Raw genomic sequence first — 15,484 nt, forward strand, 5'->3', positions numbered from 1 at the left:
ATTATGAAGATTATTAAATTTAGCGTTGTGGCCGCCACAATGCTGATGTTAACTGCCTGCGCGCAAAAAACGACCAGCATCTATTACTGGGGCGACTATCAGTCTTCTTTATACAGTTATTATAAAGAGGGAACGGCGCCGGAAAAAAATATCGACACGCTGAATAAAGTTATTCAGGAAGCTCAGGCAAAAAATAAGCCTGTCGCGCCGGGGCTGCATGCGCAGCTGGGATTACTTTATGCTAACACCGGAAGAACTGACCTGGCCTTTCAGCAGTTCAGCGCCGAAAAAATGGCCTTCCCTGAATCTTCTTCCTATATGGATTTCCTGATGCGTAATAAGCAGGGAGCACAATAATGAAACTCTTTTTGGCCTTTTTTGCTTTCTTTTCGGTGATGGCACTGACCGGCTGCGCGAAAAAAGCGCCCTATGACTACACCGCCTTTCGTGAGAGCAAGCCGGCTTCTATTCTGGTACTGCCTGCACAAAATGAAACCACGGATATCAATGCCGCCCACAGCTTTGTGTCGATGGTGACGCAGCCGCTGGCCGAATCGGGTTACTACGTGTTTCCGGTCGCGGTGGTGGAAGAAACCTTCAGGCAGAACGGCCTGACCAATGCCACGGATATTCGTAGCGTCAGTACGGCTAAGCTTCGCAGCATTTTCAACGCCGATGCGGCGCTCTATATCGACGTCACCCATTACGGGACCAAATACGTGCTTGTTGATAGCGTGACCACCGTGACGGCTACCGCGAAGCTGGTCGATCTGCGTAGCGGCAAGCAGATCTGGAGCGGAATGGCGTCGGCGTCCGACAACGAAAACAGCAGCACCAACAGCGGCCTGGGCATCCTCGTGGCGGCTGTGGTGAAGCAAATCAGCAATAAAGTGACCGATGAGGCGCACACTATTGCTGGTGTGGCAAGCACGCGGTTGCTAACGGCTAACACCAACGGCGGGATCCTGGCCGGGCCTCGTGCGAAGGCAGTAAAACCTTGATGGACAGGGCGCCAGACGGCGCCCTGTTAACATAGCGCTGGCATGTGTCCCGCGCGCTTTGAGTTTGTCTGCTATCTGCGCCCCATTTTATTCACTTTTCCCGCGGCGCCAGTCAGGCCGTGGGCGTTTCCAGCTTGCTGTAACCCAGCCCGTTTATTTTGCGTACCTTAATTTGCACCGGAATGCGTTCTTTCATTGCCTCAACGTGGCTGATGACGCCGATGGTTTTGCCGCTGGCATTTAACGCATCCAGCGCGTCGAGTGCGCTGTCCAGCGTCTCCGCATCCAGCGTGCCGAAGCCTTCGTCCAGAAACAGCGATTCAATTCGCGTTTTATGACTGACCAAATCGGAAAGCGCCAGCGCCAGCGCCAGGCTGACCAGAAAACTCTCACCGCCGGAAAGGGTACGGGTATCGCGCTGCGCATCGGCCTGCCAGGTATCCACCACCTGAAGCTCCAGCGCCTCCTGTGATTTACGCTGCAACAGATAGCGGCCGTGCAGGCGATCCAGCTGGTTGTTGGCCAGCCAGACCAGGTGATCCAACGTTAAGCCCTGGGCAAATTTACGGAACTTATCGCCTTCTTTTGAACCAATCAACTGGTTGAGGTAGTTCCAGTCCTCGACGTCACGCGCTTTTTGCTCAATGCTGACCAGCAGCGCTTGCTGTTGTTCGCGTCGGGCTGCATCGCTGGATATCTGCTGACGAACCTCGCCCTGCTGGCTGGCGTTGTCCCGCAGCTGCCGTGGAAGGCTTTCGGCCGTGGCGCTCAGCGTTTCTCTCTCTACCGGTAAATCTGCCGGCTGTGATGAAAGCAATGCAGCAAGATTTTTTTCTGCCTGTTCAACCAGCACGGCCGCCTGCTGACGACGCCTTTCATGCTGTTGCTGAAGCGCTTTCAGCCTGGCGGTATGTTCTTCATCCAGCAGCGCTGCGGCAAACGCGTTTTCATCGCTGAAATGCGTAACCGTTAACGCCTCGCTAAACGCCTGCTGCGCCGCTTTCAGCCGACGCTCCAGCGCTTCTTCCTGCTCAGTGAGAGAATTATGCTGTCCGGTCAGAGTATTTAACTGGCTTTGCTGCTGCTGCCACTGCTGTTGCAGGTGCTGGCAGCGTTCAGTGTGAGCCTGAGACAGCTCGCGAAGCTGCTGCTGAACCTGCGCAGTGCGCTGCTCGCCAAAGAGCTGCTGACGCTCCTGACGGCAGGCGGTTAGCGTTTGTAGTTCATGACGGAGACGCGCTTCACGACTGTTTTGACCGGTCTGCTCACGGGCAATTTCCTCTTGCAATGCCTGCTGCTGCGTTGCCAGAGTTGTCAGCTGCGAGGCGAGGTCAGTTAGTACCCGCTCCGCTTGTGCCCATTGCTCTGACTCTTTTTTCCTGTCAGTGAGCCAGGTTTCATGCTCATCTGGCGCAGGCAGCGTCAGTGCATGTTCCTGCAACGAGTCCCGTAAGGTTTCGCGCTGTTTCTCCACGCTTTGCTGCTCCTGAAGCAGCAGCTGTTCCTGCTCGGCCAGCGCCTGGTTCAGCGTCTGTAACTGTTGCGCTGCCAGCAACTGTTGCTGCTGGAGCGCCGCGCTCTCGTTCTGCTGACGCTGCAACAGATCTTTAAGCTGCTGCAACTGGCGGGCATGCTGTTGCAGATTGACCAGCTGAGCCTGAAGCTCGCTTTCCTGCTGCTCCTGTGCGGCAAGCCAGCCGGTGGTTTTCTCCGGCTCTTCCGGCGTCAATAAAATTGTCAGGGCTTCAGTCGTGGCCTGCCATTGCGCACGCAGCTGGGCACACTCTCGCTCGCTATCCGTGCGTTCCTGTAGCAGCTTTTCTGCCTGGAGTTGCAGGTTTTTTACCTGCTCGCGACGGGTGGTGCCCTCATCTTTTAGCTTTTCCACTTCAGCTTTCAACAGCATCAGGCGCTGCTGATTTTCTGAAGGTTTAAGCGCCTGATATTCGTGAATGGCAGGATGCTGGCAGGAGCCACAAAGCGGGCAGGGGGAGTCGGGTTCCAGCAGGGCGCGGTGCTGTTCCAAATCGGCAATACGCTGCTCCAGCTCACAGCGTTTTTCCAGATCCTGATAGTGCTGATTTTTCTCTTTCCAGCTGCTGCGCAGGCTGTGCAATTGCTGTTCAGCCTGTTGCAGCGCCTGGTGTACTCCTTGCTGGCTGGTTAGCTGGCGCTCACTAAGTAACGTTATTTGTTGCCACTGAGCGGCGAGCAGCGTTAATTTTTGGCGCAGCGGCCGCTGTTCGTTCAGCCGGGTTAGCGCCGCCTGGAGCTGTTCTTCCGGGTGCTGCTGCTGGAGCAGGGTCAGGCTTTTTTCGGCCTCGCTAAAACGCTGCTGCGCCTCTTCCAGCTGCTGTTGCTGTGGTTTGGCCTGCTGTTTTAGCCCCGCAATTTGCGCCTGCAACTGCGAAATGCTTTTTTTCTGCCCGGCGATGCGCTGTTGGTGCGCATTCAGCGCCAGCTCGCTCTGGTGCTGCTGCTCGAAACGCGCCCGCCAGAAAGGCAGTAATTCAGCCCAGCGCGAGAAGCGGCCATTCGCCTCGGCCCACAGCTGTTGCCGCTGCTGTTGCTTTACTGTTTCGCTCTGAGCCTGCTGGTTTTTCATTAATGCAGCCTGACGCTCATTAATATGAAGTTGGTACTCGCTAACCTCTTTAGCCAGCTGCTCATGCTGTGCGGCCAGTGAGGCAATGCGGTTATCCAGCGGTAATACGCTGTCGCTGATTAACGTTTCCTGCTGCTGGCGATACGCCTCATGGTGTTGGCGTGTTGCTTCCGCTTCTTTTAGCTGCCGCGCCACGCCTTCCAACTGCTGGCTGGCCTGTTGCTGCTGGAGGGTTAAACGATCAAGCTGCGCTTTTAGCGCCTCAGCATCCTGCTGATACTGGTTGCGCAGCTGCCAGCCTGGGCGCAGTTTTTCTGCCGGTTCGGCCAGCGTCAGACGCTGAAGCTGCGGTTGATCCTGTTGCCAGGCTGCTTCCGCCTGCTGCTGCTCTGCCATCGCCGTCTGACGAGTCTGGCAAGCTGCCAGATGCTGCTGATGCCACTGCAACAAACGCTGTTGCCGCTGATGTTGCGAAGTAAGCGCCTGCTCCGCTTCTGTTAACTTTTCCAGCTGGGTTTTAAGCAGCTGTAATTGCTCTGCATCCAGCAGCGACATCCCGCTTGCCTGCGCGCGCAGCTGGTCCAGCTCAACTCTGCTATTTTTAAACCGTTCGAAGACGTTGGCCGACAGGCGGCCGTAGATTTCCGTGCCGGTCAGCTCCTCCAGCAGCTCGGCGCGGCTGTTGGCGTCTGCGTTAAGAAAAGCGGCAAACTGCCCCTGAGAGAGCATCATCGATTTAGTGAAGCGCTCAAAATCCAGTCCGGTCAGCGCCGTCAGCATCTCCAGCTTGTCTTTCACTTTGTCAGCAACGATTTTATTGTCATCGCAGCGTGCCAGCTCGACTCGCGGTGCCTGTAAATTACCCTCAACCGCGCCACGCGCCCGGTTCTGGCTCCAGAAAGCGCGCCAGGCAACGCCTTTTACCTCAAACTCCACCTCGGCCAGACATTCCGACGTGTCACGCGTCATCAGGTCATTTTGTGACTGTGACAGTTTTCCCAGACGAGACGTTTCGTGGTAAAGCGCGAGACAGATCGCATCCAGCAGCGTGGTTTTCCCCGCGCCGGTTGGGCCGGTGATGGCAAACAGGCCGTTACTGGCGAAAGGCTCGGCGGTAAAATCAATTTTCCATTCGCCCTTCAGCGAGTTGAGGTTTTTAAACCGCAGCGTCAGGATTTTCATGGCTGTTCCTCATCATTCAACTCCGCCAGCGTCTGTCGGAACAGCAGCGTGGCGCGGGCAATCCGCTGCGGTTCTTCTTCTTCCAGCGCCAGGCGACGGCTGAATACCTCTTCCACGCTGAGTTCGCTCAGCGTCTCGTTGTTCTGACGGGCGATGACCTGATCACGCTGTTCACGACTGCGGCGCAGCAGCACGACCTCTACCGGCAATTCCTGCGTCAGCTCTTCAATTCGTCGCTGCAAATCGTGCAGCCAGCCTTGCGTGACAATCTCAATATCCAGCCAGACGGTTTTACCATCATCACGAGGCGGTATTGCTGCCAGCTGCCGCTCGATCTCCTCCAGCGAACCTTTAATCATTTGCATCGGCTGGAAAGTGGGAACGATCAGCGGTTCAACCTGATTCAGTTTGCCGTCAAGGAAGTCGACCAGAAATACGCTTTTCTCTTTGCCCAACTCATCAAAGCTGAGCGGAATGGGGGAGCCGCTGTAGCGAATATGCTCGGTTCCGGCGATGCGCTGCGCGCGGTGAATATGGCCAAGCGCGATGTAGTCCGCTGCGGGAAACGCCTGCGCCGGAAAGGCATCCAGCGTACCGATATAGATATCGCGCACCGCATCGCTTTTGGTGACGCCAACGGTGGTCAGATGACCGGTTGCGATGATTGGCAGCGTTAAATCCAGCTGCTCGCGCCGCGCCACGGCTTCGTGCCAGCAGCGCTGATAGTGATGAGTAATCGCTTCGGCCAGCGTTTGCTGTTTTTCACGTCCTGACTGGCCTGCCTGGCTACGGGTGATATCGCGAGGACGCAAAAAAGGGATGGCGCAAAGCAGGGCGCCGGGCTGGCCGTCGCGGCGATTTAGCAGCAAAACCTGTTCATTAAGGTTGTCGCTGGCGGACGCAATAACCCGGGTGTTCAGGCAGGCCAACAGCTCGCGGGATTCGTTAAGCGTGGCCACCGAGTCGTGATTACCGGCCAGCATCACCAGCTGGCAGCCGGTTTGACTGAGCCTGACGATAAAACGGTTATACAGCTCGCGCGCATAGCTTGGAGGCGAACCCGTATCAAAAATATCGCCGGCCACGATAATGGCATCGACCTGATGCTGTTCTGCCTGCGCCAGCAGCCAGTCCAGAAAAGCCTGATGTTCGGCTGCGCGGCTTTTGGTATAGAAGAACTGGCCCAGATGCCAGTCGGCGGTATGAATGATTCGCATGAGTTCCCTGTGAATGCGCCAGGACAAGACGGCGATTATAAACAGTCAGGGGCAAAACCCCAGCGCAAAGGCATTTCACTGTTGATAAAGTGTTATAAAACGGGGCGGAAGCCGATGCTTTTTTCATAAAAATGTCATAAAACTGACGCATAATGTCGCCGCATATCCAGTGACATTCCGTCACAAACGCAGGAGCAATAATGGCTAAGCGCATTCTGGTGGTCGAAGATGAAGCCCCAATCCGTGAGATGTTATGTTTTGTTCTGGAGCAAAATGACTACCAGCCGATCGAAGCGGAAGATTATGACAGCGCCGTTAATTTGCTGATCGAACCCTGGCCCGATTTGATCCTGCTGGACTGGATGTTGCCGGGCGGATCCGGCATCCAGTTTATCAAACATCTTAAACGTGAAGCGATGACCCGCGATATCCCGGTGATGATGCTAACGGCACGCGGCGAGGAAGAGGATCGCGTTCGCGGTCTGGAAGTGGGGGCCGACGACTATATTACCAAGCCTTTCTCCCCTAAAGAGCTGGTGGCCCGGATCAAAGCCGTGATGCGCCGGATTTCACCGATGGCGGTGGAAGAGGTCATTGAAATCCAGGGGCTGAGCCTCGATCCCTCTTCACACCGCGTCATGTCTGAAACGCAGCCGTTGGAAATGGGGCCGACAGAATACAAACTGCTGCATTTCTTTATGACTCATCCCGAACGGGTTTACAGCCGTGAGCAGTTGCTTAATCATGTCTGGGGCACTAACGTTTACGTCGAGGATCGCACCGTCGACGTACATATTCGCCGCTTGCGCAAAGCCCTTGAGCTGACCGGGCACGATCGCATGGTGCAGACGGTTCGCGGAACAGGTTATCGTTTTTCTGCACGTTTCTGATCGTAACCGGAGCCTTTACCGTGCTGGAACGCCTCTCCTGGAAGAGATTACTGCTGGAGCTGGCGTTGGCCAGCCTTCCTGCTCTTATCATTGGCCTGTTGGTGGGCTACTTACCCTGGCTGCTGCTGATTTCAGTGCTGGCGGTGCTGTGCTGGCACTTCGCTAATCTACTGCGGCTTTCCCACTGGCTGTGGGTGGATCGTAGCATGACGCCACCGTCCGGTCGCGGCAGCTGGGAACCGCTGTTTTATGGCCTTTATCAGATGCAGGCGCGTAACCGTCGTCGCCGCCGTGAGTTGGGGCATCTGATTAAGCGTTTTCGCAGCGGTGCTGAGTCGCTGCCGGATGCGGTGGTGCTCACTACCGAAGAAGGCACGATTTTCTGGTGTAACGGCCTGGCTCAACAGCTTCTGGGCCTGCGCTGGCCAGAAGATAACGGCCAGAATATCCTCAATTTATTACGTTATCCTGAATTTACTCGTTATCTGCGCGAGCAGGATTTCACCCGTTCGTTAACGCTGGTGCTGAATAATCATCGTCATCTGGAGTTCCGGGTAATGCCCTACAGCGAAGGTCAGTGGCTGATGGTCGCGCGCGATGTGACGCAAATGCATCAGCTGGAAGGCGCGCGACGAAACTTCTTTGCTAACGTCAGCCACGAACTGCGTACGCCGTTGACCGTACTGCAAGGCTATCTGGAAATGATGAGCGACTCGGTGCTGGAAGGAAGCCAGCGGGATAAAGCCCTACATACGATGCAGCAGCAAACCCGGCGAATGGATGGTCTGGTGCAGCAGCTGTTAACGCTCTCCAGGATTGAGGCCGCGCCCGCGCTGGATTTGCAGGAAAAAGTTGATGTGCCGATGATGCTGAGGCTGCTGCAACGCGAGGCGGAAACGCTCAGTCAGGGCAGGCATGAAATTCATTTCACCGCCGATCCCGATCTGCGCGTATTCGGTAACGATGAGCAGTTACGCAGCGCGATTTCCAATCTGGTCTATAACTCGGTAAACCATACGCCTGCCGGCACGCGCATTGATATTAGCTGGCGCAGGACGCCGCATGGTGCGCAATTTAAGGTGAAAGATAATGGCCCGGGTATTGCCGCCGAACATATTCCCCGCCTCACCGAGCGCTTTTATCGCGTCGACAAAGCCCGTTCGCGCCAGACTGGCGGCAGTGGGCTGGGGTTGGCTATCGTCAAGCATGCGCTCAGCCATCACAATACCCGGCTCGAGATTACCAGCCAGCCCGGCAAAGAGACCTGTTTCAGCTTCTCCCTGCCGTTAAGGTTGATTGTAAACAATGAATTGTCCCAGAATGCGGTTCACTGAACGATCGGATAGCCATCAATGAAAAAGCTGTTTTTTGCCGTAATCATGCTGTTCAACCTGTCTGCTCAGGCGCAGGAAGGCATGCTGTCAGGCAATCTTTCGAGCGTCGGATCCGATACGCTGGGCAACCTGATGACCCTGTGGGGCGAAAGCTTTAACCGTCAGTATCCCGGCGTTAACGTACAGATTCAGGCTGCGGGTTCTTCCACTGCACCGACGGCTCTGGCAGCGGGCGCGGCCCAGCTTGGCGCGATGAGCCGTCCGATGCAGGCCGTGGAGCGTCAGCTGTTTGAGGCAAATTATGGCTATCCGCCGCTGGCGGTGCCGGTCGCCATGGACGCCCTGGTGGTGGTGGTGAATAAAGATAATCCGCTACAGGGATTAAACGATCGGCAACTGGATGCGATTTTTTCTGTGACACGCCGTTGTGGCGCGTTCTCTTTCGTAAAAAAGTGGGGTGATTTGCCTTCAATGCCTGCCAGCTGGAAAGCGCGCCCGATGCAGCGTTTTGGGCGTAACTCCGCTTCCGGAACCTGGGGGTTCTTTAAACAGCAGGCGCTGTGTAACGGCGATTTTCGTAATGATGTCGGTGAATACCCAGGCTCGGCTGCGGTGATTCAGGCCGTCGCCAACACGCTCAATGGTATCGGTTACGCCAGTATGGGCACACATCTGACCGGGGTGAAAATGTTACCGGTTTCCCGTGATGGCAACAGCTGGGTTACGCCTTCGCCAGAGAATATCCGCAGCGGCCGTTATCCTTATGCACGTCCGCTTTATATTTACGTTAATAAAAGACCGGAGAAACCACTGGAGCCGTTGACTCGGGCTTTTCTGAGCCAGGCTTTGTCGGCAGAAGGGCAGGCGCTGGTAACGCAGGCGGGCTATTTGCCGCTGTCGGACGAGCAAATCAGGCAGGCCCGACGGATGATTGAAGAATAAAGTACGGTCAGCGCCTGGCGAGGATAACGGCGAACATGAATTTTTTTCATGGCAGATGAAATTTCCTCGTTTGCCGCTGAATGTTTCTCATGACATGCTCTCTTCAGCCATTTAGACATCCAGATGTCTTATAATGATAATTCGTCATTATTTCCCAGGTAAATTATGCGCCGTGCGCGCAGGACAGGAGTGACCTGAAATGCAAAGAGATTCAGCCCAGTACCGTGCCGAAGTGGTTGGCAGTTTTCTGCGTCCGGCAGCGATCAAACAGGCCCGCGAGCAGTTTCAGGCCGGTGAAATTGATGCCGTTGCGCTGCGTCGTATTGAAGACGAAGCCATCCGCGATGTGGTCACGCACCAGCGTGCCAGCGGTCTGAAAGTGGTCACCGATGGCGAATTCCGTCGCGCATGGTGGCACTTCGATTTCTTTGACGGCCTTGAAGGGGTGGAACGTTACGAAGCCGATCAGGGCATTCAGTTCAACGGCGTACAGACTAAAGCGCGTGGCGTAAAAGTGACCGGCAAACTTGGTTTTGGCAATCATCCAATGCTGGAAGATTTCCGTTACCTGAAAAGTATCTGCGGCGACGCGATTCCTAAAATGACGATTCCAAGCCCAAGCGTGCTGCACTTCCGTGGTGGGCGTAAAGTTATTGATGCCAACGTCTATCCGGACCTGAAAGACTATTTCAACGACCTGGCGCTGACCTACCGTGACGCGATCAAAGGCTTTTACGATGCGGGCTGCCGTTACCTGCAGCTGGATGATACCGTTTGGGCTTACCTGTGTTCAGAAGACCAGAAACGTCAAATTCGTGAACGTGGCGACGATCCGGAAGAGCTGGCTAACATCTATGCACAGGTGCTGAATAAAGCACTGGAAGGCAAGCCGGAAGATATGGTTGTCGGTCTGCATGTTTGCCGCGGTAACTTCCGTTCGACCTGGATCTCTGAAGGTGGCTATGAGCCGGTAGCGGAAATCCTGTTCGGTACGGTGAACATCGACGCCTTCTTCCTGGAATATGATAACGAGCGTTCAGGTGGCTTTGAGCCGCTGCGCTTTATCAAACCGGGCAAGCAGCAGGTGGTGTTAGGCCTGATCACCACCAAAAACGGTGAGCTGGAAAGCCCGGACTCAGTGAGAAAACGCCTGGCTGAAGCCGCGCAATATGTCAGCCTCGATCAAATTTGTCTCAGCCCGCAGTGTGGCTTTGCGTCTACGGAAGAAGGCAACAGCCTGACTGAGGAGCAGCAGTGGGCGAAACTGCGTTTGGTTGTCGATATCGCTAACGACGTTTGGTAATTCAGGCGGCATTATGAGCAAAAGGCGCGTATAAACGCGCCTTTTGTGCATCCCCACCCGGATCCATGCAGAAATTAACCCCACCCCGTGCAAAAAAAGTACAAATCATGTAAGGCATCCTGCAAATAAACTGAAGTGATAAACTGCCACAGCGGATTTTTGCGCTATATCACTCTGCTTTATCGGATCCGTATTGCCTTTCTCCGCTATAAACGTTTTACTTACGGCCGTTTTTACGTTATTCCCCTGTAAAAAGATCAAAATAAGCGCAATACGCCGGTTAAGTTGGAACAGGAACATCCGTTTTGATTAAAGTGCCAGGCGTATTAGTGCAGGCAGGGCGATAAAGCTGACATCACGATTTCACTTAACACCAGTACAGGCGAAGCCGTTTCTTATGACAAATCGTTTAACTTCCAAAGACATTCTCGCGCTGGGCTTTATGACTTTTGCCCTGTTCGTGGGTGCCGGCAATATTATTTTTCCACCGATGGTGGGTATTCAGTCTGGGGAACACGTTTGGATTGCTGCACTTGGCTTTCTGCTAACGGCCGTTGGACTTCCTGTGATTACTATTATCGCGCTGGCCCGCGTGGGCGGCGGTATTGACGCACTCAGCTCGCCAATTGGCAAAGCGGCAGGCCTCGTGCTGGCAACGGTCTGCTATCTTGCCGTCGGCCCTCTGTTCGCAACGCCGCGTACGGCGACGGTTTCTTTCGAAGTCGGGATCGCACCGCTGACCGGTGACGGTGCTGTGCCGCTGCTGGTTTACAGCCTGATCTACTTCGCGCTGGTTATCGGTATTTCCCTCTATCCGGGTAAATTACTGGATACCGTTGGCCACATTCTTGCGCCACTGAAAATCATCGCGCTGGCCGTATTAGGTATCGCTGCGCTGCTGTGGCCAGCAGGCGGACTGGCTCCGGCCACGGACAGCTATCAGCATGCGGCGTTCTCCAGCGGCTTTATCAATGGCTACCTGACCATGGATACGCTTGGCGCGCTGGTATTTGGTATTGTTATCGTCAACGCGGCACGTTCCCGCGGCGTGGGCGAAGCGGGTTTACTGACTCGTTATACTATTATCGCTGGTTTGATTGCCGGTATCGGCCTGACGCTGGTTTACCTGACCCTGTTTAAACTGGGTTCTGACAGCGCGTCCATCGTCGATCAGAACGCAAACGGCGCCGCTATTCTGCACGCTTACGTTCAGCATACCTTTGGCGGAATGGGCAGTTTCTTCCTGGCAGCGCTGATTTTTGTAGCCTGCATGGTTACCGCAGTTGGCCTGACCTGCGCCTGCGCCGAATTCTTCCAGCAGCATCTGCCGCTGACTTATCGTCAGCTGGTCTTTGTGCTTGGCCTGTTCTCCATGCTGGTTTCTAACCTGGGCCTTAGCCAGCTGATCCAGTTCTCAATTCCGGTACTGACTGCGATTTATCCGCCTTGTATCGTGCTGATCCTGCTGAGCTTTACGCTGCGCTGGTGGAACAAAAGCAGCCGTATTATTGCGCCAACAATGCTGGTAAGCCTGATTTTCGGCATCATTGACGGCATCAAAACTACCGCGTTTAAAGATGTGCTGCCTGCTTTTGCAACGACTATGCCGCTGGCAGAGCAAGGTCTTGCGTGGTTGCCGCCATCGCTGGCTATGCTGGTCGTGGCGGTGATCTACGACCGCACTCTGGGTCGTCAGCAGGTTAGTGCCCACCAGCAGTAATTTTTGTGATACCTTCTTCTGCCCGCTTCCGGCAGAAGGTCAGTTGACCTCAATACTGGCGAAATGCATCACTATTCTCCTGCCTGTTTCAGGCAGGAGTTCAGACTGAGTATTAAGAGTAAGATGAAAAGTAATGCGCTCAAAAAGGGACTGAGTACCCGCCACATTCGTTTTATGGCGCTGGGTTCGGCCATCGGTACCGGCCTGTTTTATGGTTCGGCCGACGCAATTAAAATGGCCGGGCCGAGCGTTATCCTCGCCTATATTATCGGCGGTGCCATCGCCTATATCATCATGCGCGCGCTGGGTGAAATGTCGGTTAATAACCCACAGGCCAGCTCTTTCTCGCGCTACGCTCAGGACTATCTTGGGCCACTGTCAGGCTATATCACCGGCTGGACCTACTGTTTTGAAATTCTGATTGTCGCCATCGCGGATGTGACGGCGTTCGGCATTTATATGGGCGTCTGGTTCCCGGATGTTCCGCACTGGGTTTGGGTGCTGAGCGTGGTGCTCATCATTGGTGCGATCAACCTCGCCACGGTTAAAGTGTTTGGTGAAGTCGAGTTTTGGCTGTCGCTGTTTAAGGTCGCCACGATTATCGTGATGATCGTGGCAGGCATCGGCATTATCTTCTGGGGCATCGGTAACGGTGGACAGCCGACGGGCATCAGCAACCTGTGGACCAATGGTGGCTTCTTTGCGCATGGCGTAATGGGCATGGTGTTGTCGTTGCAGATTGTGATGTTTGCCTATGGTGGCATCGAAATTATCGGCATCACCGCTGGCGAAGCGAAAGACCCGGCAGCGTCGATCCCGCGGGCGATTAACACCGTACCGCTGCGTATTCTGGTGTTCTATGTCGGCACGCTGTTTGTCATCATGTCCATTTATCCCTGGAACCAGGTGGGGACGAACGGCAGTCCTTTTGTACTGACTTTCCAGCATATGGGCATTGCAGCGGCGGCAGCCATTCTAAACTTTGTGGTGATCACCGCGTCGCTGTCGGCTATCAATAGTGATGTGTTTGGCGTCGGGCGTATGCTGCACGGTATGGCTGAACAGGGCCATGCACCGGCAATTTTCGCGACTGTTTCACGTCGTGGCATCCCGTGGGTTACCGTGCTGGTAATGATGATTGCGATGCTGATCGCGGTTTATCTTAACTACCTGATGCCGGAAAAAGTGTTCCTGGTGATCGCGTCGCTGGCGACCTTTGCCACCGTCTGGGTATGGATTATGATCCTGTTTTCGCAGATTGGCTTCCGCCGCTCGTTAACGCCCGAACAGGCAAAAGAGCTGAAGTTTGCTATGCCTGGCGGCGTATTTACCGCGATGGTCGGCATTCTGTTCCTGGTCTTTATCATCGGCCTGATCGGCTACTTCCCGGATACCCGCGTATCGCTTTACGTCGGCGTGGGCTGGATAGCGCTTCTACTGGTCAGCTGGCGGTTTGTGAAGAAGAAAGTAGCAGCATAAAAAGAGAAGGCCGGAGATTTCCGGCCTTTTTTTTGCTAAAATGCCCGGGCGCTCTGCCCTAAAAACGATAGCCGACGCCAATATTGAAGCCGTTGATAGAATGGCTCTTGCCGCCAGAGCTTACGCTTGAACCTTCATAACCAATATCGATCGCCACATTTGACAGTGGGTTAATTTGCAGCCCGGCACCATACATAAAGGACGATTTATTTTCATTATTTGAATAATTGCCGTCGGAACCGTAGAAACTCCAGCTTTCAGAGTAATCAATTTTGTTATAATTCAGGCCAATCAGACCATAAATGCTGATGTAGTCATTAACGCGATAAGCCGGACCTGCAGCAAGCGAATAGTATTTCACTTTTGTTTTGGCATCGAACTGCTCATCAATATCACTGTAATTATAGTTCTCATCACCACTCATATAAGTAAAGGAGCCAATGATGCTGACAGGTGAATCCCACTCATAGCGATACTTCAGGTTTACCCCTTTAATATCTTTAAAATCTTGTACCTTGCTCTGTGCATAGCCTAAAGAAACGGTGTGATTGTCCGCAGAGGCGAGCAGGGGAAAAGCAACAGAGGTCATTAACAGACTGGTTAACAGCAGTTTTTTCATTACATCATCCTTAATGAAAGTATTTTATTAAACGTATTTAATACCTGGGGGAATGCCGGTATTAACCCCGGTAAAGTTATTTTGTGGGGTGATGGGATTTTATCGGATAAATCAGCAATGAAGTAGCCCGCGGAAAAATAATATTGTGAGGTGGATCTCATCCGTGATAATTTGTTATTTATCGGTTACTTATATAAGTAATGAATTGAACTGACGTGCATAATTAATAAATTTAAATAAAGTAAAATTATTTGTGAATGGAATGAGTTTTTGTTGTGCTGGAAAGTAGTGGGTTTATTTAATAATAGAAAATACGGAAGTTTTTATCCAGATATCCACCCGCGACTGGAGATGTTAAATTTTAATAAATAATTATAACATGGTGTTTATTTTCAGTATTTTAATGTACTTCTCAATAATAAAAATTTCACTTTCTGGGTTGGCCTTACAATTTTCATCAGGTTCGCTTGGGTATTAACCTTACCGTTCGCATCCGTGGTCAGCTTATGTATCTGCTCCGCCAGATACGGTGCAGCAGCACCACTCACAGCCTGAGCGATATTCCCGCCCGCCAGCCCTGGATTACCGCCGTTGCCGCGCTTATTCCCTGCTGGATGGCGCTGCCGGTTCCTCATGACGCCATTGCATTATTGTAAGCCTGCTTCGCGACATCATCATCCGTGAACGCTTTGCCCTTGCTTTCAAGCTGCGCTTTCGCCTCAGACAGTTTCGCCGGATCTCTCTTCGCTTTCTCGCCCGCTATCTGACCCTCGGTGCTCATAATATCCATTGCCTGATTGGTGCGGTGATTGTGAAGCACCGGGTGGAGACGGCCGTGCGGCCTGTTGATTAGGAGAGAGTGACAGCGATTTTTTAGCGCGGAGCTAAGGTGTTACCAGCACCGGAACTCCGCTGACCAAAACCGACTGGCAAGGAGTTGATCATGGCTGCGCACGATATTAGGCCTGAAGTGAGTATTTCCAAAGTGTTACGGCAGCTGAAGGTGGGTTATACCAGCATCCGTCACGAAAAACGTTCTACCGGCATGACGACCTATTACAGCCGCTGTCTCAGCATCAGCCTCAAGGGCAACTGGCTGGAAGAGGCCGGGTTTGATACCAGGCAGCCGGTTAAGGTTATGATGGAGCGCGGACAGTTGATCATTCGGCTGGCTGAGGGGTGATCGGACTGT

General features: G+C 53.7%; 12 protein-coding genes and 1 pseudogene. 9 read left to right on the top strand and 4 right to left on the bottom strand.

Features of this window, described 5'->3' with window-relative positions; all coding sequences use genetic code 11:
• The first annotated feature begins 3 nt into the window (after positions 1–3).
• Both EHV07_RS05100 and EHV07_RS05105 read left to right on the top strand, forming a co-directional pair.
• Positions 4–357: a DUF4810 domain-containing protein gene (locus EHV07_RS05100; RefSeq protein WP_147195698.1), complete on the top strand. Its 354-nt coding sequence runs from the start codon at positions 4–6 to the stop codon at positions 355–357.
• Positions 357–1,001 (top strand): DUF799 domain-containing protein, encoded by a 645-nt coding sequence (locus EHV07_RS05105; RefSeq protein WP_147195700.1) that lies wholly within the window; start codon positions 357–359, stop codon positions 999–1,001. Before EHV07_RS05100 ends, EHV07_RS05105 begins: the two co-directional genes overlap by 1 nt.
• Positions 1,002–1,113: 112 nt before the next feature.
• Here EHV07_RS05105 and EHV07_RS05110 read toward each other — a convergent pair whose 3' ends face one another.
• Positions 1,114–4,788, bottom strand: a complete 3,675-nt coding sequence (locus tag EHV07_RS05110; RefSeq protein WP_147195702.1) for an AAA family ATPase — start codon at positions 4,786–4,788, stop codon at positions 1,114–1,116.
• Entirely contained in the window at positions 4,785–6,005 is a 1,221-nt protein-coding gene (gene sbcD / locus EHV07_RS05115; RefSeq protein ID WP_147195704.1) for an exonuclease subunit SbcD, read from the bottom strand. The genes EHV07_RS05110 and sbcD overlap by 4 nt, the downstream gene beginning before the upstream one ends.
• 200 nt (positions 6,006–6,205) lie before the next feature.
• Between sbcD and phoB the strand changes: the two genes are divergently transcribed.
• The 6 genes from phoB to proY all read left to right on the top strand — a co-directional run bounded on the left by phoB (position 6,206) and on the right by proY (position 13,673).
• Positions 6,206–6,895: a phosphate response regulator transcription factor PhoB gene (phoB, locus tag EHV07_RS05120; protein WP_147195706.1), complete on the top strand. Its 690-nt coding sequence runs from the start codon at positions 6,206–6,208 to the stop codon at positions 6,893–6,895.
• A gap of 20 nt (positions 6,896–6,915) precedes the next feature.
• Entirely contained in the window at positions 6,916–8,229 is a 1,314-nt protein-coding gene (gene phoR / locus EHV07_RS05125) for a phosphate regulon sensor histidine kinase PhoR (RefSeq protein ID WP_147195708.1), read from the top strand.
• Between the two features lie 18 nt (positions 8,230–8,247).
• On the top strand, positions 8,248–9,171 hold the full coding sequence (locus EHV07_RS05130) for a PstS family phosphate ABC transporter substrate-binding protein (RefSeq protein WP_147195711.1): 924 nt from the start codon (positions 8,248–8,250) through the stop codon (positions 9,169–9,171).
• Positions 9,172–9,370: 199 nt separating this feature from the next.
• A complete protein-coding gene (locus EHV07_RS05135; RefSeq protein WP_147195714.1) occupies positions 9,371–10,474 on the top strand; it encodes a cobalamin-independent methionine synthase II family protein in 1,104 nt (367 codons plus the stop codon).
• Positions 10,475–10,871: 397 nt separating this feature from the next.
• Positions 10,872–12,194: a branched-chain amino acid transport system II carrier protein gene (brnQ, locus tag EHV07_RS05140; protein ID WP_147195716.1), complete on the top strand. Its 1,323-nt coding sequence runs from the start codon at positions 10,872–10,874 to the stop codon at positions 12,192–12,194.
• 123 nt (positions 12,195–12,317) lie between these two features.
• Positions 12,318–13,673 carry a proline-specific permease ProY gene (gene proY / locus EHV07_RS05145; RefSeq protein WP_147195718.1) on the top strand — a complete coding sequence of 452 codons (1,356 nt, stop codon included), beginning with the start codon at positions 12,318–12,320 and terminating at the stop codon, positions 13,671–13,673.
• A gap of 58 nt (positions 13,674–13,731) precedes the next feature.
• Here proY and EHV07_RS05150 read toward each other — a convergent pair whose 3' ends face one another.
• Together EHV07_RS05150 and EHV07_RS25135 are read right to left on the bottom strand one after the other, a co-directional pair.
• Positions 13,732–14,292 carry an Ail/Lom family outer membrane beta-barrel protein gene (locus EHV07_RS05150; protein ID WP_147195720.1) on the bottom strand — a complete coding sequence of 187 codons (561 nt, stop codon included), beginning with the start codon at positions 14,290–14,292 and terminating at the stop codon, positions 13,732–13,734.
• Positions 14,293–14,750: 458 nt separating this feature from the next.
• Positions 14,751–15,091: pseudogene (locus EHV07_RS25135) on the bottom strand (hemagglutination protein); the annotation flags it as partial.
• Positions 15,092–15,235: 144 nt separating this feature from the next.
• Between EHV07_RS25135 and EHV07_RS05160 the strand changes: the two are divergent.
• On the top strand, positions 15,236–15,475 hold the full coding sequence (locus tag EHV07_RS05160) for a SymE family type I addiction module toxin (RefSeq protein WP_147195724.1): 240 nt from the start codon (positions 15,236–15,238) through the stop codon (positions 15,473–15,475).
• The last annotated feature ends 9 nt before the right edge of the window (positions 15,476–15,484 follow it).

This window comes from Pantoea sp. CCBC3-3-1, from assembly GCF_007981265.1.
GTDB lineage: Bacteria > Pseudomonadota > Gammaproteobacteria > Enterobacterales > Enterobacteriaceae > Erwinia.